At 39.8% G+C, this 21192-nt stretch carries 18 protein-coding genes and 1 pseudogene; 14 read left to right on the top strand and 5 right to left on the bottom strand.

Annotated elements, in window-relative coordinates; translation table 11 throughout:
• Nucleotides 1–44 precede the first annotated feature (44 nt).
• Nucleotides 45–557 carry a CBO0543 family protein gene (locus tag CCK98_RS18775; RefSeq protein ID WP_088087963.1) on the bottom strand — a complete coding sequence of 171 codons (513 nt, stop codon included), beginning with the start codon at nucleotides 555–557 and terminating at the stop codon, nucleotides 45–47.
• Between the two features lie 215 nt (nucleotides 558–772).
• Between CCK98_RS18775 and CCK98_RS18770 the strand changes: the two genes are divergently transcribed.
• From CCK98_RS18770 to CCK98_RS18745, 6 genes are all read left to right on the top strand, one after another.
• Nucleotides 773–1495: a DUF2161 domain-containing phosphodiesterase gene (locus CCK98_RS18770; RefSeq protein ID WP_088087962.1), complete on the top strand. Its 723-nt coding sequence runs from the start codon at nucleotides 773–775 to the stop codon at nucleotides 1493–1495.
• Between the two features lie 139 nt (nucleotides 1496–1634).
• Entirely contained in the window at nucleotides 1635–1814 is a 180-nt protein-coding gene (locus CCK98_RS18765; protein WP_088087961.1) for a hypothetical protein, read from the top strand.
• Between the two features lie 276 nt (nucleotides 1815–2090).
• Nucleotides 2091–4274, top strand: a complete 2184-nt coding sequence (locus tag CCK98_RS18760) for a malate synthase G (RefSeq protein ID WP_088090463.1) — start codon at nucleotides 2091–2093, stop codon at nucleotides 4272–4274.
• Nucleotides 4275–4448: 174 nt separating this feature from the next.
• Nucleotides 4449–6389: an FUSC family protein gene (locus CCK98_RS18755; RefSeq protein ID WP_088087960.1), complete on the top strand. Its 1941-nt coding sequence runs from the start codon at nucleotides 4449–4451 to the stop codon at nucleotides 6387–6389.
• Nucleotides 6390–6569: 180 nt separating this feature from the next.
• On the top strand, nucleotides 6570–7628 hold the full coding sequence (locus CCK98_RS18750; protein WP_088087959.1) for a tartrate dehydrogenase: 1059 nt from the start codon (nucleotides 6570–6572) through the stop codon (nucleotides 7626–7628).
• Between the two features lie 103 nt (nucleotides 7629–7731).
• Complete coding sequence (locus CCK98_RS18745) at nucleotides 7732–8292, top strand: hypothetical protein (RefSeq protein WP_088087958.1); 561 nt, start codon at nucleotides 7732–7734, stop codon at nucleotides 8290–8292.
• A gap of 141 nt (nucleotides 8293–8433) precedes the next feature.
• On the opposite strand, the gene CCK98_RS18740 is transcribed toward CCK98_RS18745, so the two are convergent.
• Complete coding sequence (locus tag CCK98_RS18740) at nucleotides 8434–10029, bottom strand: acetolactate synthase large subunit (protein WP_088087957.1); 1596 nt, start codon at nucleotides 10027–10029, stop codon at nucleotides 8434–8436.
• Between the two features lie 182 nt (nucleotides 10030–10211).
• Between CCK98_RS18740 and CCK98_RS18735 the strand changes: the two genes are divergently transcribed.
• Entirely contained in the window at nucleotides 10212–10850 is a 639-nt protein-coding gene (locus CCK98_RS18735) for a hypothetical protein (RefSeq protein ID WP_088087956.1), read from the top strand.
• A gap of 248 nt (nucleotides 10851–11098) precedes the next feature.
• A complete protein-coding gene (locus CCK98_RS18730; RefSeq protein WP_088087955.1) occupies nucleotides 11099–11671 on the top strand; it encodes a DUF2062 domain-containing protein in 573 nt (190 codons plus the stop codon).
• Here the strand turns inward: CCK98_RS18730 and CCK98_RS18725 are convergent.
• Both CCK98_RS18725 and CCK98_RS18720 read right to left on the bottom strand, forming a co-directional pair.
• A complete protein-coding gene (locus CCK98_RS18725) occupies nucleotides 11668–12504 on the bottom strand; it encodes an SDR family oxidoreductase (RefSeq protein WP_088087954.1) in 837 nt (278 codons plus the stop codon). The two genes, CCK98_RS18730 and CCK98_RS18725, sit on opposite strands and share 4 nt — an antisense overlap.
• A 119-nt stretch (nucleotides 12505–12623) precedes the next feature.
• Nucleotides 12624–12818: an alpha/beta-type small acid-soluble spore protein gene (locus CCK98_RS18720; protein ID WP_088087953.1), complete on the bottom strand. Its 195-nt coding sequence runs from the start codon at nucleotides 12816–12818 to the stop codon at nucleotides 12624–12626.
• A 390-nt stretch (nucleotides 12819–13208) separates the two neighbouring features.
• Between CCK98_RS18720 and CCK98_RS18715 the strand changes: the two genes are divergently transcribed.
• Complete coding sequence (locus CCK98_RS18715; protein ID WP_088087952.1) at nucleotides 13209–14327, top strand: FAD-binding oxidoreductase; 1119 nt, start codon at nucleotides 13209–13211, stop codon at nucleotides 14325–14327.
• An 89-nt stretch (nucleotides 14328–14416) separates the two neighbouring features.
• On the opposite strand, the gene CCK98_RS18710 is transcribed toward CCK98_RS18715, so the two are convergent.
• Nucleotides 14417–15109: a LuxR family transcriptional regulator gene (locus CCK98_RS18710; RefSeq protein ID WP_088087951.1), complete on the bottom strand. Its 693-nt coding sequence runs from the start codon at nucleotides 15107–15109 to the stop codon at nucleotides 14417–14419.
• 145 nt (nucleotides 15110–15254) lie between these two features.
• Here CCK98_RS18710 and CCK98_RS18705 point away from each other — a divergent pair, with 145 nt between their 5' ends.
• The 5 genes and pseudogenes from CCK98_RS18705 to yyaC all read left to right on the top strand — a co-directional run bounded on the left by CCK98_RS18705 (nucleotide 15255) and on the right by yyaC (nucleotide 21130).
• On the top strand, nucleotides 15255–16202 hold the full coding sequence (locus CCK98_RS18705; RefSeq protein WP_256942401.1) for an alpha/beta hydrolase: 948 nt from the start codon (nucleotides 15255–15257) through the stop codon (nucleotides 16200–16202).
• 30 nt (nucleotides 16203–16232) lie between these two features.
• Nucleotides 16233–17876, top strand: coding sequence for an NAD(P)/FAD-dependent oxidoreductase (locus CCK98_RS18700; RefSeq protein ID WP_256942400.1), 1644 nt, complete (start codon nucleotides 16233–16235; stop codon nucleotides 17874–17876).
• 262 nt (nucleotides 17877–18138) lie between these two features.
• Nucleotides 18139–19221, top strand: a complete 1083-nt coding sequence (locus CCK98_RS18695; RefSeq protein WP_088087949.1) for an inorganic phosphate transporter — start codon at nucleotides 18139–18141, stop codon at nucleotides 19219–19221.
• Nucleotides 19222–19403: 182 nt separating this feature from the next.
• Nucleotides 19404–20320 (top strand): annotated as a pseudogene (locus CCK98_RS18690) (ketopantoate reductase family protein).
• A gap of 183 nt (nucleotides 20321–20503) precedes the next feature.
• On the top strand, nucleotides 20504–21130 hold the full coding sequence (yyaC, locus tag CCK98_RS18685) for a spore protease YyaC (RefSeq protein WP_256942399.1): 627 nt from the start codon (nucleotides 20504–20506) through the stop codon (nucleotides 21128–21130).
• Nucleotides 21131–21192: the final 62 nt, after the last annotated feature.

Below are 21192 nucleotides of genomic sequence, written 5' to 3'. Positions count from 1 at the left end.
TCTGATAGAGGACAGACGGAAGTGTGCTGAAAGCCGTTATAAAATTACTTCATTTTGACAAGGGAAACATCAAAAACTAAACATAGAAAAATAGCAAAGATTGCTGAAAAGATAAGGGCGAGGATAGGTCTTTTAAAATGGATCCGAATGATTAAGAACATAACAATTACGAATAATAGGGACCATAATAAATTCCAATGATGGTGGTAGGTAATAGATCCGCCATTCACCGCTACATATTCCAAAATAATATAGGCGCATGTAAAAAAGGCAATGTAAAGAGATTGAGAGAGGACGCCTTTTCTAAAAGGATATTTAGAAAGGTAAACCCATGTCGAGAGGGGCATTCCAATTAAAGTTAATAACAAAATCGGAATCATAGCAAACTGTACCCCATTTGGTTCCATTTGCCAAAGTTGATATTTATAACAAAGGAGTTCATATAATGCCTCTCCGAGGGAAGCAAAAAGCATCGTAGGATAATAGGCCTTCCAATTTCGATCAGCGAACTTGGAGGCAACAATTATCCAAATAACCGAATAGATGATGGCAATCATGAGGTACACTCCTAGAAGTTAATAAATACTATATTTCCCAAAAATAGATATACCATCCGGTGAGTAATAATAAAATTTTTAAATTCAGTTATAAATTCTACAAATCATATAAAGAATTAAGTTCTTTCATCGGTGAAACATCCTTTTCCAAAAAGAAAAAATGGGTTACATTTGTAAGTATGATTCTAAAGGTTGGCATTGGGTGGTGATACCGTTTGACGGAAACAAAAAAGCTGCAAGAGATAGATTTATATAAACCCATTCAGACTTATTTTTTACGTGAAGGGTATGAGGTTTACGGGGAAGTGAAGGACTGCGATATTGTTGCAGTGAAAGATGAAGAGTTAGTTGTCATTGAATTAAAACTCACCTTAAGTGTGGATTTACTAATACAGGCGTCCAAACGGCAGCGGATTACGGATAAGGTTTATGTGGCGATACCGAAACCGAAGCATCGTTTAAATTCTAAACGGTGGACAGAAAAATGCCATTTAATTCGCAGGCTGGAGCTGGGATTGATTGTTGTTTCGAGCCCAGGAAAACGGGGAAGGGCAGAAATTATTTTCGAGCCCACTTCATTTATTCGCCGCAAAAACAAACGCAAGCGAGATTCTATTATGAAGGAAATTAACGGCCGTAGTGCGGACTATAATGTGGGCGGCAGTAATCGAACCAAGATTATGACAGCTTATAAAGAAAATTGCATCCAAATTGCGTGTTACCTAGAAAATTTGGGTCCATTATCCCCGAGAAAGTTAAATCAATTGGGATCTGGAAAAAATACTTCCTCGGTCCTTACTAAAAACTATTATGGTTGGTTTGAAAGGATCAAACGAGGTATCTATGTAATTACTGAGAAGGGGAAAGAAGAAATCAAGGAATATCCAGAGTTAGTAAATTATTATATTACTAGTTTAGGCGACGAGAAAGTTACCTAAGCTATTAAAGGCTGTCCGAATTTCACGGGATAGCCTTTTTTTAATTGAATAATCACTTTTCCTCACCAAGTTTTAATTTCTCTGCAATTTGTAAAGACTGTTAAGCATAGGGCGATAAAGATAGGAAGGAGACATATTTATGAATAAACCTTTTGAATACCAGGAAATCTTCTATAACGAAGTCATCTATTTTTTAGAAACGAAATGGAAGCGTCGATTAAGTGATCATGAGAGGCATGTACTGATTGAAGGATATCGATTTGGCAGAATGGTTGAGGCTGAAAATGAAATCAAAATCCTTTCGGCTAAGTTAATATAAATTTTTAAAGTGAAATAGAATTCTGGCAGCATCTGACGGTAATTTCTGCTGCCATCATTCTTATTTTTAACGGATGTTGAAGGAAAAGATAATCTTGCATACTGCAAGGTTTTCTCATTTCAATTATTGTATAATAAAGGAAGCGCTTCATTATTTTTTGCGGAGAGGAGAAAATGGGGAAAGGTTTAATAAGATTCTTATTTTTTCATTTTGAAGAGAATCACAGATTAATAGGTGGATGTAAAAGTTTAAGCTACATAAGGAGGAAATTGAATGATGTCAAACTATGTAATAATAGGTAATCTTCAAGTAGCGGATGTACTTTATCGGTTTATTAACGAGGACGCTATACCTGGAACTGGCTTGGACCGCGAAAAGTTCTGGGCTGATTTCGAGACACTCTTTGCTGATTTGACACCGAAAAATAATCAGCTATTAGCTCGAAGGGATGACATTCAACATCAAATCAATGCCTGGCACCGAATAAATAAATCCTTCCACTTTGAAAATTATAAATCATTTTTAAAGGAAATTGGCTATTTAGAGTCTGAGGCAGCAGACTTTCAAATTACTACTGAAAATGTCGATGAGGAAGTAGCCTTAAAAGCAGGACCGCAGCTTGTCGTTCCTGTTGATAATGCCCGCTATGCCTTAAACGCAGCTAACGCCCGGTGGGGAAGCCTTTACGATGCATTATACGGAACGGATGCAATAAGTGAGGTCGGCGGAGCCCAGCGAAATGCTGGCTATAATCCAGTTCGAGGCGAAAAAGTAATTGCTTTTGCAAGGGAGTTTCTTGATCAAGCCATACCACTGAACCAATTTTCCCATAAGGAAGCTGTTAAATATTCGATTGTGAATGGGAGATTAGCAGTTTTACTCCGCAACGGCTCAACCAAAGGGCTTTCAGATGAAAGCAAACTATTCGGGTATCAGGGAAATCCAGAAGAACCTTCCTCCATTTTGTTTAAAAATAATGGTCTCTATTTTGAAATCCAAGTCGACCGCAGCCATTCAATTGGCAAAACAGACCTGGCAGGTGTTAAAGATATTTTCATAGAGTCGGCATTAACCACGATTATGGACTGTGAAGATTCAGTTGCAGCCGTTGATGCAGAGGATAAGGTGCTTGTTTATTCAAATTGGCTCGGATTGATGAAGGGGGACTTGACGGCTGCTTTAACTAAGAATGGAAAGACGATCACGCGATCTCTCCAGCCAGATCGACAATATATATCCCCATCAGGTGAAGAATTCGCCTTAAAAGGGCGATCGCTTATGTTTGTCCGTATTGTCGGCCATTTAATGAAGAGTCATGCCATTCTTGATAAGGATGGTAACGAGGTACCAGAAGGGTTAATGGATACGGTCCTTACCAGTTTAATTGCCAAGCATTCTCTTTTAGCGAATGGAAAATATCAAAACTCGTCTAAGGGATCGATCTATATCGTAAAGCCGAAAATGCATGGACCCGAAGAAGCGGCGTTTGCCAACGAAACGTTTAATCGTGTGGAAGACATGCTTGCTCTTGAACGGAATACGCTAAAGATTGGTGTGATGGACGAAGAGCGCCGGACGTCTTTGAATCTGAAGAATTGTATTCGTGAAGTAAAAGATCGAATTGTCTTTATTAATACTGGTTTCTTGGACCGGACCGGGGATGAGATCCATACTTCAATGGATATAGGAGCAGTTATCCGCAAAAACGAAATGAAGTTTTCAACTTGGCTGCAAAGCTATGAAAAATCCAATGTTTTTATCGGACTCGCCACTGGACTAAAAGGCCGGGCGCAGATTGGTAAAGGAATGTGGGCGATGCCGGACCTGATGGCTGAAATGATCAAGCAAAAAATCGGCCACCTGCAAGCGGGCGGGACGACTGCATGGGTTCCTTCACCAACCGCTGCAACCCTGCATGCCCTTCATTATCATCAGTTAGATGTTTCAAAGGTGCAGGATGAGTTAGCAAAGGATATTCAGGATTTAAGAGATCAGATTTTAACGATTCCTGCTGCCGAAAATACCAACTGGTCCGCTGAGGAAATTCAGCAGGAGCTTGATAACAATGCTCAGGGCATTCTTGGCTATGTCGTTCGTTGGGTAGAAATGGGCGTTGGCTGTTCGAAAGTACCAGATATTAATCATGTGGGATTGATGGAGGACCGTGCCACGCTAAGGATTTCTAGCCAACATATCGCTAACTGGCTGCACCATGGTATTTGTACGAAGGAACAGGTTCTAAAAACGTTAAAGCGGATGGCGAAAGTAGTGGACCGTCAAAATGAAGGTGACCCGGCCTATCGCCCGATGGCTGTAGATTATGATCAATCTGTTGCATTTCAAGCAGCGTGCGACTTAGTATTTAAAGGCTATGATCAGCCAAACGGCTACACTGAGCCGATTTTGCATCGTCGCCGTATTGAAGCTAAAGCTAAATGGAGAGTCGAGCACCACAATTAATAATGCCAAAATCACAAGCAACTACATGGTTACAGATGTAGTTGCTTTTTTTGATGAATGAAACTGTCACCATAAGGAAAAATACCTTAGATACATTACCTTTCAATGAGTGAATTGGAATGAGTAATATAGAACAGAAGGAAACTTTACTAATGTTGGAAAGAAGCGATCAGGATGGAAGAAAGCCACAAAGCAGGAGCCTCTAAATCTAAATACCTAACTATTATAAAGCAATCGATGGCAGTGAATAAGAAGCCATTTCCCTGGATAAAGGCATTTTGTGCAGGTGTTGCTGCAGCACTCCCTGTTATTATTGGATTATTATTTGGTAATTTAGAATATGGATTGTTAGCCGGGATGGGAGGCTTTACCTATCTCTATGTATTTAATATCCCCTATGCTCAGCGGGCAAAAAAGCTAGTTTTTGTCAATCTTGGCATGTGTTTGGTCTCAGTATTAGGGACACTATCTGCTCCATATCCGCTTGCTATCGCCATTTTAATGGGAATCATTGGAGCGGCTGCTATTTTTATTTTTGGTGCATTACGAATAACGGGACCCTCTGCCATCTTTTTTGTGTTGGTTTTTTCGATGACTACAGGGATGCCAATCCAACCAGAGCTTGCCCCGTTACGCGCCGCTCTTGTCTTTCTTGGTGGAACCCTATCGTGGATGATTGCCATGTTTGGCTGGTTCTTCAATCCACATGGCCCAGAAACAGGGGTAGTCCAAAGAGTTTATTTGGAATTGGCTGCGTTTCTCGATTCCGTTGGTACAAATAATTTTTCTGTTTCGAGACACCAAGTTATGTCCGTTTTGAAAGAAGCAGAAGAAACATTGGCAGCAGGGTATATCCCTTGGAGAACAACGGATCTCTTTAATCGTTTATACGTATTAAACGATCATGCCAATCAAATATTTTTGTATGTCCTTGAAAATTTTTCAGATAGTCATTCCAACTTCCCACCAGAATTGGGTCAAACTATCCGGGAAATGGCTCATTCACTAGACCATAAGAAAAAGGGAGAAAGTTTTTCAAAAAAAATTCTTCAGCCCTCAGTGATGGATGAAAAGGTGGCTCAATTATTTACAATCGTTTATGATGCGGATGCAATCATGAATGAACCAACATCTAAAATAAATCAAACGATTCGAATTTCCAAACCTTCCTTTAAGACTATTTTTTTGGGTGCCTTTGATAAACACTCGATTGTTTTCATCACGGCGATTCGATTCGGCGTTATTACGACCATTGCTGCGATTATTGCCTTTCAGTTTGCATTTGTACGGTCCTATTGGGTCCCTTTATCCTGTGTAGCTGTTTTGTCAGGCTCTACCATTGTTGCGACCTATCATCGTGCCATTCAAAGAGGATTGGGTACCATCATTGGTATTTTAATTGCTAGTTTCATTCTTGCTATGCACCCAGATGGTTACATTATTGCTTTTTTCGTTTTACTATTGACGTTTATTACGGAACTTTTTATTGTAAAGAATTATGGATTGGCAGCCCTATTTTTTACACCGAATGCATTATTAATGGCAGAAAGCACGAGTCAGCGAAGTTTTAGCTTTTCCTATTTTGCCTCGGCCAGATTAATCGATGTGTTGATCGGAATTAGTATTGGTCTCATCGGTGCATGGTTAGTAGGGAGGCGGTCAGCCTCTAGTCGACTGCCTCATTTAATCACCAAAACCATCCGAAGTCAGGGTCAATTTTTGATCATCCTCTTTTCAGATCAAGGAGAAGGTTTTATTGCTTCGGAGAGTAGAGAATTAAGAAAAATGCGTACGAATATTATTAATTTAATTACGCTTTATACTACAGCTGCAGGCGAGATTCCGGTTAATCAAAAAGCAGTGGAATACTACTGGCCGGTAATTTTTTCGATCGAGCATTTAGGATATTTACTAGAAAATTGTTCAAAAACCGAAAAACGTCCAATTCTATCAGATGAACCACTTTCCCAATTGCTTTATATATGTGAAACGATGGCCAATGCCACCGCTCGAAAACGTTCGCCTTCTTTAAAAACTGTACCTTTCATCGAAGCATTTCCTAGCATTCAAAGTGAAATTATCAGCCTGCAAAAGTCGCTTCAAATGGAAGGTTGAGTTTCTGTAAAAGTAAAAGAAGGGCCAAGAGCGATGTGTGCAATAGGTGACTATAACAAAAATTTATTACATATTTCTGTGTATTTTTATATTTTAAAAAAGTGTTATTATATTCATGTAATGTAAAAATATTCATACGATCTGTCGACTGAATCGATATTAATTAAAGGTGGAGGAAAGATGAAGAATTTAAAAATTGCATCTATACCTGGGGATGGAATTGGAAATGAAGTTGTACCTGCGGCAATTAAAGTGTTGGATACATTAGCAAATATCCATGGCGGCATTAAGTTTGAATTCACCCATTTTCCGTACGGGTGTGAATATTATTTGAAAAATGGAGCAATGATGGCCGCAGATGGACTTGAAAGATTAAAAGAGTTTGATGCTATTTTTCTTGGGGCCGTGGGTAACGCAAAACTCGTTCCAGATCATGTTTCACTTTGGGGACTTCTCATTAAAATAAGACGAGAATTCGAACAGGTCATTAATATTAGACCTGCGAAAGTACTTAAAGGTGTGAAATCACCGTTAATTAACCCTAAGGACTTTGATTTAATGGTTGTAAGGGAAAATAGTGAAGGAGAATACAGTTCAGTTGGCGGAAGAATCTATCAAGGAGAAGATGAAATCACCATTCAAAATAGTATTTTTTCGAGAAAAGCAACGGAACGTGTGATGCGTTTTGCTTTTGAACTAGCATTAAAACGTAAAAAGCATGTAACGAGCGCGACGAAGTCTAATGGAATTGTCTATTCGATGCCTTTCTGGGATGAGGTTTTTAAAGACGTATCAAAGGATTATCCAAATGTTGATACAGATTCGCAGCACATTGATGCCTTGGCTGCCTTTTTTGTTACCCATCCCGATAAATTCGATGTGATAGTGGCAAGTAATCTTTTTGGCGATATATTAACCGATTTAGGGGCGGCAATTATGGGAAGTATCGGGGTTGCGCCAGCCGCCAACATTAATGTAAATGGAAAATATCCTTCGATGTTTGAACCGGTTCATGGGTCTGCACCTGATATTATTGGGAAAGGCATCGCAAATCCGCTTGGTCAAATTTGGACGGCCAAAATGATGTTAGATCATTTTGGAGAAGAGGAACTTGGGAATTTATTACTAGATGCTATTGAAAAAGTCACCAATGAGGGCATCTTAACACCGGACCTTGGAGGAAGTCATTCAACAGAAGAAGTAACAGAAGAGATTATTAGGAAGTTAATAATAAACTAATATATTATCGTTTCAATTTCTTATTTAAATTACGCATCGGTTCCATCACCAATAAATAATAATATATTGTATGAAAAGAAACGCAAAGACCGAGGTGGAACCGATGTATTTGTTCAAATCAATTTCGGATGATATTCATTCAGCGCAATTAGTCTTCAAACAAAATTCTAAAACAAAACGCCTTGTTCTAGCTGCACTATTTGCTAGCTTTGCAGCTGTTCTCCAGGCAGCAGGTGGTTTTTTACCTGGAATAGGCTATTTCATCAGCCCTTTTGCGACCGCACCTATTCTATTCTGTTCGATCCTCTCCCTTCCACTTGGTGCCATGTCTTATTTCCTTACCAATCTATTGCTATTAATCCTTCAACCTAGTGAATTAATTATCTTCCCATTTACAACTGGTTTGTTAGGGCTGGGGACCGGAATCGCTTTCTATTTTCTCAAGAAAAGAATAAGCATCGTTGCTTTTGGGGCTACTTTTTTAACAATTGGAATAATCAACCTTTTATATGTTTTCAAATTTCCAGTCCTGGGTCCAACTGTTTCTAGTTCTTTTTCCATCCTAACAACAGGCAGTATTTTTTTATTTTCTTTTTTTTATAACTGGATTTGGGTTGTTATTGGGTTAACATTTTTAAAAAGGTTTAAGAAGTTTTTAACATAGTAACCCTCCAAATCACACTTGTGTTCGGAGCAGCCCTATATTTATTCCCGATTTTTTCTGGTCGTTCCATCGTATCCACCCTGGAATAAGCCTTTCTATCTACTTATTCAGATAGGAGTAGTTCATATTCCAGGCTAGGGGTCAATTTTGCAAGGCAACGTCGATTACAACGATTTCCTCTAGGGGCTGCAGCTTCTCTTTGAGGATGTTTTCAAATTCACCAAGGGTGCTGGCTCTTATTCCTTTAATACCGAAGCTAGCGGCTAAATTAACATAATCCGGGTTCTGGAAGGTGACTCCGTAGTTTTCTCCAAACATTTTGTTCATTTGCTGAACCTCAAGTTTTAACATTGAGTCATTTAAAATAATAATGAGGAAAGAGAGTCCTAGACGTTTGGCCGTCTCTAATTCTGCAAAATTCATGAGCGCGCCGCCATCACCAGTAATACAAATAACGTCGTCATCGGGACAAGCCAGTTTTGCTCCGATGGCACCAGGTATGGCAATTCCCATTGAAGCTAGACCGTTTGAGATGATTAACTGGTTTGGCATTTTGGGCTGATAGGTACGGGCGATTGAAACCTTATGGGAACCGACATCAGAAATCACAATTGTGTTCTCTGAAGTAAGACTTTCAATACAATGGAGAACATTCTCAATTGTATAGGGCAGTGTGCTGGGGTCTGGCTGATCTTGGTCGATTTGATAAGCAGTCTTTATTTGTTCTTTAAGTTCCCCAGAAGGTACCCAGGATTTAGTTGGGAGCTCTGATTGATTAAGCATTTGGAGTGTCGTCTTAATGTTCCCGACCAATTCACCCTCGATAGGGTAATATTCATTTATTTCGGCAGGTAAAGTATCGATATGTAGAACCGGAAGTTTCTTTTGATTCCAGTCTTTCGGCAGTTTTTCAACAAAGTCGAAGCCGATAACAATCAGTAAATCTGCTTCCTCCATGCGTGGTAAAACTTCATCGTTTTCATTAAATCCAAACGTAAAGAAATTCAGCGGGTGTTCCTTCGGAAGCACACCTTTTGCCATAAAACTGTGGGTAACAGGAGATTGAATGGTATCGATAAGGGTTAGCAACTCAGGGTATGCCTCCTGCCTGATTACTCCGTTTCCAATGATAATAAAGGGTCTTAGGTGTTTTTTTATAAGCTGGGTTGCTGCTAAGAGTTCCTCATTAACTGGGACACTTTCAGGCAAAGATGTTACTGGAAAAGGCTTCCCAGGAATCATTTGAGTGGAAAAGTTCTCCGGTAACGTAATAGCGACCGAACCCGGTTTCTCCATTTTTGCCACTCTGAATGCTTTTCGAATAATCGCGGGGACAGTCTGGGACACCTTGATTTGAGTGCTCCACTTTGTTGTCGGCTCAAACAATTTAGCTATATCTATATATTGATGTGATTCATTATGGTGACGTTCCACACCAGCTTGTCCAATTAATGCCACAACGGGTGAATGATCGAGTTGAGCGCTGGCAATACCAGTCAATAAATTTGTTGCTCCTGGACCCAGCGTCGATAAACAAACGCCGACTTTTTTTGATAGTCTACCATAAACATCGGCCATAAAAGCGGCCCCTTGCTCATGCCTGACATTCACATACTGAATTTGTGTTGATTTTGATAATGAATCAGCAAGATCAAGTGTCTCCGTGCCGACGATCCCAAACACATATTCCACACCTTCGTTTTCTAAACAATGAACAAGTGCATCTGTTACTTTCATCTGATCCTCCAAAAAACCTTGATTTTTATCCTATGTTTTCTATGGTTACCGCTGATAGGATTTTTTAACCTCCCGCTAAAAATAGATGATTGGAAAATTGCCTAAAGAAAGAAGCAGCAGACGTTAGGTGATGGTAGTGTTACAATGAGAAGAAAATAATGGAAGTAAATAGGTGATAAATAATGAATGAAAAACAACATTATGTTTGGTATGCAAGTTATGGTTCCAATATTAATGCCGACCGATTCTTATGTTATATAAAAGGTGGTCAACCTGAGGGATCCGCCCAAATTGAGATAGGATGTAAAGATCCTTCCCTTCCATTAGACGAGTCAACCTTCACCATAGACCTGCCCCTTTACTTCGCCAAAGAAGCGGCTAGATGGGAATCTCAAGGAGTAGCCTTTATTGGATTGAACCAAGACAAAGGAAACCATACCTATAGTAAGAAATATCTAATTACGGGCGAACAGTTTCTAGATGTCGTCAAACAAGAAAATAATGGACTAAATTTTGAGATTGATTTACATGAGGTTAAACAGAAGGGTTCAAAAGTATTCCACCGCTATTCCTGGTATGGAAATATACTGTATTTGGGAGATGAAAATGGCTTTCCCATTTACACCTTTACAGCCCCATGGGATATTAATGAAGTCGAGTGGAAGAAGCCTTCCACTGCCTATTTAAAAACCATTATTAAGGGATTATCAAAAAATTATTCAAATGAAGAAATCGTTGCTTATTTTCAAAGCAAACCTGGCATTAAAGATCAATTCGCTGATCATGAATTGGCACTTCTGTTAAAAGGCCGTGAAGGGTGATTTTTTCTTACCTTTTCACGGCTTATTTTTATCAAGTAAGGAATAATAAGAACATTCATTTAAATGTCCTAACGATTAGGAGAGGAAAATTTATCCTTGGTAAATTGTGACCTCGCTTACAGTTCACAATTTAGACCTTAATTATTCTATTTTTAGTGTTATGATAATGGTAATGGTACTAACGAATTGAAACCTCGAATTACTTGGAAGCAGTGGATGAAAATCTGTAAAAAAAAGGAAGTGTTCCTATGAACTTAAAACATAAAAAGCATAATATTTTTCAACGAATTGGACGAGCTTTTAAGTTGAATTTTATCAAACTGTTACGTTCTCCCGGAGGAGCGAAAAAAGTTTCCTTGGGATTTGCGATTGGTTTTGGTTTGGAAATGGTCGTTCTATCGTCTGCATCCCTTATTTATATTGTGTTTTTACCGATGGTTCGGATAGCTAAAGGTTCATTGCCTGCAGCAATCATCGGAAATGTCATTGGAAAACTATCCTTTCTTCCTGTTCTTCTTTTACCTTTTGCCAAGAAAATTGGTAAACTAATCTATCCATTTAACGGGCAAATCGGGCATAAAACACCATTTTCGTTTGAACAATTATTGCAAGGGGATTTCCGTGGCGTAGTCAGTCTTCTTCATGGCGGAGTCCATGTGTTAATTGGAATGACTATTTTTGGGATCATCCTTGGTGTCATCTCGTATTTCTTTGTTCATTATTTTTACGAAAAAGAAAAATCGAAAAGACTTACGAGAATTCGTGATAAACAAGCATCTCGAAAAAATCCTCTTGTTATCATCGATGCTGCTAATAACTAAGGTTTTAGCTTCTTTAAGATGATTGATTCTACAAGCTTCCACGGCAGGAAATTTTTAATGGCAAGCATATTTCTTACACCAGCCCCGATTGGATACCGGAGGTCGGGTGATTTCGATTGCGAAGCAATTTGTGCAGCCAGTTTGGCTACATCGATTGGATTGCCATGGCCGGCTTTTCCACCTTCAATTTCATTTAGTAAGCTCTCAATATAGGATGAGTAGGGTGATTCAGCATTGACCTCCATCCCATTAACACTTGCCCAAATATTGGTTGAAAAAGATCCAGGCTCAATTAGAGATACATCAATCCCAAATGGTTTCAGCTCCAGTCGTAAACTTTCGCTATAGCCCTCAAGCGCGTGCTTGGATGCGACATATGCAGACAATCCGGGGAATCCAAATTTTCCGCTGATACTGCTCATATTAATAATCCTGCCCTGTTTCTTTGCCCGCATCAATGGAAGGACTGCCTGGGTTACGGCGATCAATCCGAAAAAGTTGGTTTCAAATTGAAGCCGATAATCCTCGATGGAGAGCTCTTCACTAAAACCTCCAAGTGCATAACCCGCATTGTTGACTAACACATCTATAGAGGGATAATCCTCTAGTTTGCCTCGAAATAGAAGAATGGATTCCGTGGAGGTAACATCAAGTGGGAGGACATGAATGAAATTTTCTACCTGGTTTTCTTTTGCAAGTCCGAGTAAAGGCTGTGCTTTGTTTACATCTCTCATCGTTGCAATCACCGTAAATCCTTTTAATGCCAGTTCAATCACGGTTAATAATCCGAAGCCGCTAGAAGATCCAGTAACGATGGCTGTTTTTTGTGTCATGATGTTCTCCTTTCCTACCTTTTCTTCTATTTAAACTTAAAATAGCGAAGTTTGTATAGCTTAAATGAAAAAAGGCTGTCCCAAAATAATTGGGACAGCCTTTTTTTGGAAATTATCTGTTATTGATTTTGATGATTTTGAAGGGTTTGTTCAGCATAAGCGACAAGACGTTTCGTCATTTCGCCTCCGACTGAACCATTTGCTCGTGCGGTCGTATCAGCACCAAGTTGAACTCCAAACTCGTTGGCAATTTCTTCTTTCATTTGATCTAAAGCATTGTCTGCTCCAGGAACCAATAGTTTGTTTCTAGCCATGATACATCACTCCCGACGAAGTTTTTTGAGCAATGAAAAATTGCTCGTATATAATTTAACCGATTTTGTTCCATTTCATTATAAGTTGGTCCTTTTGAATCAATGAAAGATAAAATTTATTAATGCCATTAGCAGTAAATTCTTCCGCCTTTTGCTAAAATACGTTATTATGGGGAACATTACACTTATGCTTGTAAACATTATTTAATAAAGCGAGTGATGTAGGATATGATAGAATTCCCCAAAAATCTTTATTGTGAAAAGTGCGGTAAAGAAACAGAGCACATGGTACGCGAGGATGCTCTAGAAATTGAATACATTTGTACAGAATGTATGAATGAACAAGAAATCATTAAGTCCTTTTTTTAAAAAGTGCGGAAAAGGTGTAATATGCAGAAGATCGTGGTTATTGGAGCAGGAATTCTCGGGGCCTCAACAGCGTATCACCTTGCCCAATTAGGGGCAGAGGTGACATTAGTGGATCGTATGGATCCCGGGCAGGCAACTGATGCCGCAGCGGGGATTGTTTGTCCATGGCTTTCACAGCGGCGAAACAAAGCATGGTATCAGTTAGCAAAAGGAGGAGCTCGTTACTATCCAGAATTAATTGCTCAATTGGAAGCAGATGGCGAGAAAGAAACGGGCTATCAACGGGTAGGGGCAATTAGTCTTCATACAGAAATGAGTAAACTCGAACAAATGGCTGAGCGAGCACTGAAACGAAGGGACGATGCACCCGAAATTGGGGAGATTACCATTCTTTCACCTGCTGAAACAAAGCGGCTTTTCCCGCCGTTATCTGAGGAGTATGGATCTGTTCATGTTAGTGGAGGAGCACGGGTAAATGGAAGAGCATTACGTGAGTCATTAATCCGTGCCTCGATCAAGCATGGAGTTACTTTCCGTAACGGGAATGCCTCCCTAGCAATGCAGGGAAACAAAGTGGTTGGCATTATACTTGATGATTCAACATTTTTAGCAGATCAGGTCATTGTTACGGCAGGGGCATGGTCTAAAGAGCTTTTACAGCCATTAGGAGTTCATTTTTTAGTCAAACCACAAAAGGCACAAATCATCCACCTTGAGTTGCCTGAAACAGATACGAGCCGATGGCCGGTTGTTATTCCACCCCAAAACCATTACATTCTTACCTTTGAAAATGGCCAAGTCGTCGTCGGCTCGACTCATGAAAATGATGCCGGATTTGACAATCGTGTAACGGCAGGAGGAATCCATGAAATATTAAGCAAAGCCCTAGAAGTAGCACCTGGATTAGCTGCTGGTACGTATCTTGAAACAAGAGTCGGTTTTCGGCCGTTCACCCCTGGCTTTTTGCCTGTGATTGGGGCTTTACCTGATTGTGAAGGAATCTATTTAGCCAATGGATTAGGTGCTTCAGGATTAACGAGTGGACCGTATCTCGGCGTGGAACTAGCAAAACTTGTTTTAGGAAAACAAACAGAGATTGACCTGAGTTGCTATGAATTAGCCCTGGCACTTGATGTGTAATAAAAAGAGCACCCACTTGGGTGCTGATACTCCAGTTTATCTAATCTAAGGTAAGTTACTTTGGGAAATAAAGCGCTTTCAAAAAACTACTAAAGTATTCCTCTCCGGAAAAGCTCTCCAATCGCATGGGAACGATTCTGAACGCCAAGCTTTTTAATTGTTGTTTTCACATATTGTTTTACCGTTAATTCGCTGATTTCCATCGAATCGGCCATTTCCTTTGTGCTTTCTCCCCAGGCAATTCTCCTCATAACTTCTAGTTCCCGCTTACTTAATACTTGCGGGTCTTCCACACTATCGAATTTTTCTAGAAACTTTCCAACTTCTTTGCCATAAAGGGTTAATAAAGAAAGAAGTTTTTCATCTATCACAGATTCTTTCGCGAACTCCGTTGTGCAAATATATCCAATAATGACAGACCTGAAACATATAGGTACAACAACGATCGAATTTACACTCGAAGAAGTTATGTATTTACTACTTGTTTGCTTTAGATACTCAATACCTGAACAATACTTTGCTTTCTTTTCATTTATGCTTGAGTAAATGATCGGCACGGATCGAATATCGTCACGAATATCCCCAATATGTACCATACCATCAGATGTTAATAAGATGATTCCTTCACCAAGGAAACCTAACGGAGAAAATCTAAATAAATAGGCATTCATGACAGGATAAAGGTCCATGTATACTTCGAGAATTTTATATAATCTTTCTTCATGGCAGGTGGCTTCCTCTAAATCGTGAATTCGATGCTGTAAGGTAGACTGAGATGTCATATTATCATCTCCTTTATAGGGATATAGCACGTCTAAAATTGGGAATATTCAAATTATACAAAAAAATATATCCTTAAGATACACTTTTAGGAAAATCTTTTCTTTAAAAGTTGAAAAATTCCCAATTAGGAAAGGAAGATGTTTTTTGGCCAATTTAGACCCGCAAGCAAAAGCTTATTTAGAATTGTTCAGCCAGATGCCATTAATCCAGTCATTAGATGCACAGACAGTAAGAGAAATGTTTGCATTAGCCCCTCCCGTAGAGGTAGAGCTGGCCCAGCTTGCGAAGATAGAGGACAGAATGATTCCTGTCGCCGATGATGCCGAGATTAAGGTGAGAATTTATACTCCGGAAGGTCAAGGACCATTTCCTCTATTTGTCTATTACCATGGCGGTGGCTGGGTAATTGGGGATCTTGAGACAGCAGACCCAAGTTGCCGAATGATTGCTAATCGAACTGGGAGAGTAGTCGTTTCAGTCGATTATAGGCTTGCACCTGAATATAAGTTTCCAATACCTGTAGAGGATTCCTATGCGGCATTAAAATGGATTAGTGAAAATGCTGTGGCAATAAATGGAAACGCTTCCAATTTAGTTGTTGGCGGTGACAGTGCAGGTGGAAATCTTTCAGCCGTCGTATCGTTAATCGCCAAAGAACAAAATGGTCCAGACATCGCTGCCCAGGTTCTTATTTATCCTGTAACGGCCCTCGGGTACGACACCAAGTCATATCAAGAGTTCCAAACTGGATTTGGTCTTGATAGAGACTTAATGATTTGGTTTGGAAATTATTATATTAACAATAATGAGGATACAAAAAATAAATATATTGCCCCATTATTGGCAGAGGATTTAAGCAATCTCCCACCAGCTTACGTTATTACCGCAGAAAATGATGTCCTAAGGGATGAAGGTTTAGCCTATGCTGAGCGTTTAAAAGAAGCAGGGGTCAAGGTTGAAACGATTATTGAATCAGGTTTAGTACATGGTTATTTTACCAATATGGCGGTATTTCCAGAGCGAATTAAAGGATCAATTTCTAGTTTTACCAAGTTTTTAAGTGAAATTGACCAAAAAGTCGGCAGGGTTTAACGATAATATTAGATGCGGGAGGTAGGAATTTTGAAATCTACTAAACAGTCAAATCAAGTTGCCAACTACGACGCTGTTGTTATTGGGGCAGGGTTTTCGGGATTGTATACGCTTCATCGCTTACGTGAAGCTGGTTTCTCTACCCGTGTTTTCGAGGCGGGTGATGGTGTTGGCGGTACATGGTATTGGAACCGGTATCCCGGAGCACGCTGTGACTCGGAAAGCATCTATTATAACTACACTTTTTCAGAAGAACTCTATAGGGAATGGACCTGGACCTCTCGATATCCTGAGCAGCCGGAAATACTAAGTTACCTAAATTTTGTAGCAACCAAGTTTGATCTCCGTCGTGACATCCAGTTTCAGACTCGTATTTTGGCTGCCCATTATAATGAAGAGAATAATAGATGGATGATCCATTTGAACGATGGAACTAGTGTATCAGCGAAATACTTCATCACAGGAGTAGGCTGCCTTTCTGCTGCCAATGTACCAAACTTTAACGGGATCAATAATTTCAAGGGCGAGTGGTATCACACTGGACATTGGCCGCACGAAAAGGTAGATTTCAAGGGTATGCGAGTCGGCATTATTGGCACTGGTTCAACTGGCGTCCAAGCCATCCCAGTCATCGCTCAAGAGGCCGAACACCTTACCGTTTTCCAACGAACTCCACAGTATTGTGCCCCAGCGAGAAATCATCCGTACGACCCGGAGTATATCCGGCAGGCTAAAGAAAATTTCAGCGAGATAAAACGACAAATGCGTGAATCCCAGGGGGGCCAGCCAGTGGAACCACCTACTAAGTCAGCGCTGGAGGTTACACCTGAAGAGCGAGAGCGTGTATACGAGGAGGCATGGGAGAAGGGTGGATTAGGCATTTTTACTGCCTATTATGACCTGCTTATTAATGATGCAGCCAACGAAACGGCTGCCGAATTTATCCGCTCCAAGATCCGTAAGATTGTAGGTGACCCTGAGGTGGCCGAAAAGCTTTTACCAAGTTATTTTTATGGTACCAAACGGCCAATCATTGACACGAATTATTACGAAACGTATAACCGTGAAAACGTCACCTTGGTAGACGTGAAGAAAGCACCGATTGAGGAAATTACTCTAAAAGGGATCCGGACCACGGAAGCGGAATATGAACTGGACGCGATTGTTTTTGCCACAGGATACGACGGAATGACTGGGCCTTTATTGAAGATAGATATTCGGGGTAAAAACGGGGTGTCACTGAAAGAGAAATGGGCTGGGGGAGCACAGACGAGGACCTACCTAGGGATTGCAAATGTTGGTTTTCCGAACATGTTTATGATTACTGGTCCTGAAAGTCCTTCTGTGCTGAATAATATGCCTGTCTCCATTGAACAGCATGTGGAATGGATTGCGGATTGTATTGAGCATATGAATAAGAATGGTGTGGAAACGATTGAGGCGACTGTTGAGGCGGAAGAAGCTTGGAGTACCCATTGCAGAGAAGTAGCCGAATCCACGCTTTATACTAAAACTGACTCATGGTACACAGGGGCAAATATCCCAGGCAAGCCACGTGGCTTCCTCATTTATGTAGGCGGAGTCGGCGCCTATCGCCAAAAGTGTACCGAAATCGCTGCTAAGTGGTACGAGGGATTTTCATTAAAGAGTTCAACTAAGACAGCATTACATTAGTGGATGTATGAATCCAAATTACTACAAAAAAAAGAGTCTTCGGACTCTTTTTTTATTTTCAAAAAATGGGTTTTAAAAATAGTAAAAAGTTATTTTTTGAAAATTTAAAGACATCTGAAATTATTGATTGATTAATGTGGTTTGGGAATGTATAATAAACAAAATAATAAATTATTCCTACCTGAATAGTATGAATTGGGAGTATAAAATTAGTTGCGTGTTTACCAGTTTAATAGATTGAGTACATAAGGAGAGATTATACATGGTTTGGACGTCTATTGCTTTTATTATTGCTTTTTTCTTTGCGATGAATATTGGAGCAAGTGGGACGGCAGCATCGATGGGATCGGCCTATGGTGCAGATGCCATAAAGAGTAAGCGCTTGGCCATGATTTTGGTTGCATTAGCAGCTTTTCTAGGTGCTGTACTTGGTGGTGGAGAGGTTGTGAAAACGATTGGCGAGGGAATTATTCCTTCCAATCTCCTAACGATTAAATTAGTCGTCCTTATCCTTGCAGGAGCTACGTTGACATTGTTTATTGCAAATATGTTAGGAATCCCTTTATCGACAAGTGAGGTTACCGTTGGATCGATTGTAGGTGCTGGGATCGCTTTTAAAAGTTTATACATAAATAATCTTTTGGTGATTGTTTTCTTCTGGGTGTTAGTTCCAATCGTCTCATTTCTCATTACCTTTGGACTTGGAAAGTTGATATCCGCTGCTGAAAAGCGTTGGGTCGGTTTAACTAGGAATGGAAGATGGAAAAAATGGCTGGCGGTATTACTTGTCATAGGGGGCTGTTTAGAGGCCTTTTCAGCTGGGATGAATAATGTAGCAAATGCCGTTGGACCGCTGGTAGGGGCTGGGATGATTTCCACGAGTAAAGGAATCTTGATCGGTGGTTTATTCGTTTCAATCGGAGCGATTTTACTTGGGAGCAAGGTGCTTGAAACGAATGGGAAGAAAATCACCAGACTTTCCTTGCTAGAAGGGAGTGCGGTTTCCTTTACAGGAGGAACCCTCGTTATTGTCGCATCACTGTTTGGTTTGCCAATTCCTCTCACCCAAGTAACCACCTGTGGAATATTAGGTGTGGGTGCCTCACAAAAGGGGTTTGGTATTTGGCAAAAATCAGTCATTCAAAGGATTCTAAAAGTCTGGCTAATCTCACCTTTAGCTTCGCTTGTTATTTCTTATATCCTGATTAATCTCTTAGTTAAGATTAATATTTATAATATTATTATCATTGTAAGTACATTGATCGCAACCGTGGGTGTGATCAGCCTTTCAGCGACTATTCGCAAGGAAAACAGTACCATCCATGATGATGGGGGCGGAATATAAATAATAGAATGTGCTCGTTAAAAACTCTGTTGGAATCTATTTCAACAGAGTTTTTATATTTCATTAATAAAATACAAGTAGTAAAATAGATTTGTGAAAGCCTGTTTACATACTATTTAGTTGCGAAATCAAAATACAAAATTCGCATAAAGCACTTTTTCAATATGGAAGGAATGAAATGTGTGATAGAGATAAAAAAGGTATCGATCATTGGTTTAGGTGCATTAGGAATACTTTTTGGACATCATTTATCAAAGAAAATGCCAAAAGCAGATTTACGAATTATTGCCGACCGGGACCGAATAACCAAATATAAAAATGAACACGTCTATTGTAACGGAGAACGCTGCGATTTCACTTATCTGACACCTGATGAAAGATGCGAGCCAGCTGATTTGCTCATTTTCACAGTGAAATATAATGGTTTAAAGGATGCGATTCAAGCAGTAAAGAATCATATGGGTGACCAGACGATCATTTTATCGGCTTTAAATGGGATTTCCAGTGAGGCTGTCATAGGCCAGGCATATGGGCATGAGAAAATTTTATATTGTGTTGCCCAAGGAATGGATGCCGTTAAAGAGGGGAATCAACTCAGATACGACCATATGGGAATGCTTTGCTTTGGTGAACAAGAACCAGGATTCATTTCCGAAAATGTTAACAGTGTCGCGGCTTTTTTTGAAAAAATGGCAGTTCCCTATGAGGTCGATACCAATATGGTTAAGAGACAATGGGGAAAGTTTATGTTAAATGTCGGAGTCAATCAAACCGTAGCTGTCTTTCAGAGCAACTATGGTGAGATTCAACGAGAAGGAGAAGCAAGAGAGATGATGATTGCTGCGATGAGAGAGGTAATCACGCTATCTGAAAGAGCAGGCATCCACTTAACCGAAGCAGATTTAGACTATTGGTTACGTGTATTACAACCTTAAGTCCAGACGGAAAACCATCCATGGCTCAAGATGTCGAAGCCAGACGTCCAAGTGAGGTGGAGCTGTTCTCCGGAACCGTCCTAAAATTGGCAGATAAATATGGGATCTCAACTCCAATAAATAAAGAACTTTATCATCGAATTAACTTAATTGAAAGTATATAAAGTGCCTGACTCCCACTGCTTTAAAGTTGTACAATAGCGAGGGTCAGGTACTGTTTTGTTACAAAATTGTGAACTCTAGAGTTCTTTTATGAGATTTTTATTAGCAGGATTATGGCAGGTTTTACTTTAGGTATCATAAAATAAAAGCAAACGTGTATAAAATACAACTTGAGAAGAGGGTTGATGTTTATGTGGCCTTTTGACGGCAAGAAAAAGACGACTGAGAAGGCAGAAAGGTCATGCTATGTTTCCGTTAAAGAGACTACAGAGGGAACCGAGCTAATTGATATTGTCACTAAACTCAAAGAAGTCCTTAGTAGTACCTCGAGGGAAGTCATAATTTTGTGTGTGGGTTCAGACCGTTCCACAGGAGACTCACTAGGACCGATTGTCGGGACGATGTTAACAGAAGCAGACATTCCTTTTCCGGTATATGGAACCTTAGAAAAACCAGTTCATGCCTTAAATATAAAGAAAATTCTCAAGGACATTTATCAAAAACATAATCAACCATTTATCTTGGGTATTGATGCTTGTTTGGGGGATGAACGACAAATTGGGTTTATTTTTTTAAAAAAAGGTTCTTTAGTACCAGGCATGGCGGTTAATAAATCTTTACCTAGTGTAGGTGAATACCATATGAAAGCTGTGGTTAATTACCTGGATTCATTAGCACCTGCGCAATCCTTAAATAATACGAGATTATTCACTGTCGTGAAGTTGGCCGAAGTTATGGCAAAGATTATTACGCAAGCAGTCTTAGGGGAACCCTCAACTCTCAAAAGACTTATTGAAACTATCCAAAGATGAAAAATTTAAAATTATTTCCCACTCCCATGGTAAATTCAACCATAGTATTTGATGTTTACAAT

It is taken from the genome of Bacillus sp. OV166 (assembly GCF_900177675.1).
GTDB lineage: Bacteria > Bacillota > Bacilli > Bacillales > Cytobacillaceae > Neobacillus.
The sequence above is the reverse complement of the archived record's forward strand: the minus strand, read 5'-3'. Positions and strand labels throughout refer to the sequence as shown.

Bases quoted from the DNA above. Each gene is read 5' to 3' on its own strand.
- CCK98_RS18735 (WP_088087956.1), top strand. From the start codon at position 10,212: ATGAATGAAAAACAACATTATGTTTGGTATGCAAGTTATGGTTCCAAT.
- yyaC (WP_256942399.1), top strand. From the start codon at position 20,504: ATGTTTATGTGGCCTTTTGACGGCAAGAAAAAGACGACTGAGAAGGCA.
- CCK98_RS18755 (WP_088087960.1), top strand. From the start codon at position 4,449: ATGGAAGAAAGCCACAAAGCAGGAGCCTCTAAATCTAAATACCTAACT.
- CCK98_RS18710 (WP_088087951.1), bottom strand. From the start codon at position 15,109: ATGACATCTCAGTCTACCTTACAGCATCGAATTCACGATTTAGAGGAA.
- CCK98_RS18740 (WP_088087957.1), bottom strand. From the start codon at position 10,029: ATGAAAGTAACAGATGCACTTGTTCATTGTTTAGAAAACGAAGGTGTG.
- CCK98_RS18730 (WP_088087955.1), top strand. From the start codon at position 11,099: ATGAACTTAAAACATAAAAAGCATAATATTTTTCAACGAATTGGACGA.
- CCK98_RS18745 (WP_088087958.1), top strand. From the start codon at position 7,732: ATGTATTTGTTCAAATCAATTTCGGATGATATTCATTCAGCGCAATTA.
- CCK98_RS18765 (WP_088087961.1), top strand. From the start codon at position 1,635: ATGAATAAACCTTTTGAATACCAGGAAATCTTCTATAACGAAGTCATC.
- CCK98_RS18775 (WP_088087963.1), bottom strand. From the start codon at position 557: ATGATTGCCATCATCTATTCGGTTATTTGGATAATTGTTGCCTCCAAG.
- CCK98_RS18725 (WP_088087954.1), bottom strand. From the start codon at position 12,504: ATGACACAAAAAACAGCCATCGTTACTGGATCTTCTAGCGGCTTCGGA.
- CCK98_RS18695 (WP_088087949.1), top strand. From the start codon at position 18,139: ATGGTTTGGACGTCTATTGCTTTTATTATTGCTTTTTTCTTTGCGATG.
- CCK98_RS18750 (WP_088087959.1), top strand. From the start codon at position 6,570: ATGAAGAATTTAAAAATTGCATCTATACCTGGGGATGGAATTGGAAAT.
- CCK98_RS18715 (WP_088087952.1), top strand. From the start codon at position 13,209: ATGCAGAAGATCGTGGTTATTGGAGCAGGAATTCTCGGGGCCTCAACA.
- CCK98_RS18720 (WP_088087953.1), bottom strand. From the start codon at position 12,818: ATGGCTAGAAACAAACTATTGGTTCCTGGAGCAGACAATGCTTTAGAT.
- CCK98_RS18760 (WP_088090463.1), top strand. From the start codon at position 2,091: ATGTCAAACTATGTAATAATAGGTAATCTTCAAGTAGCGGATGTACTT.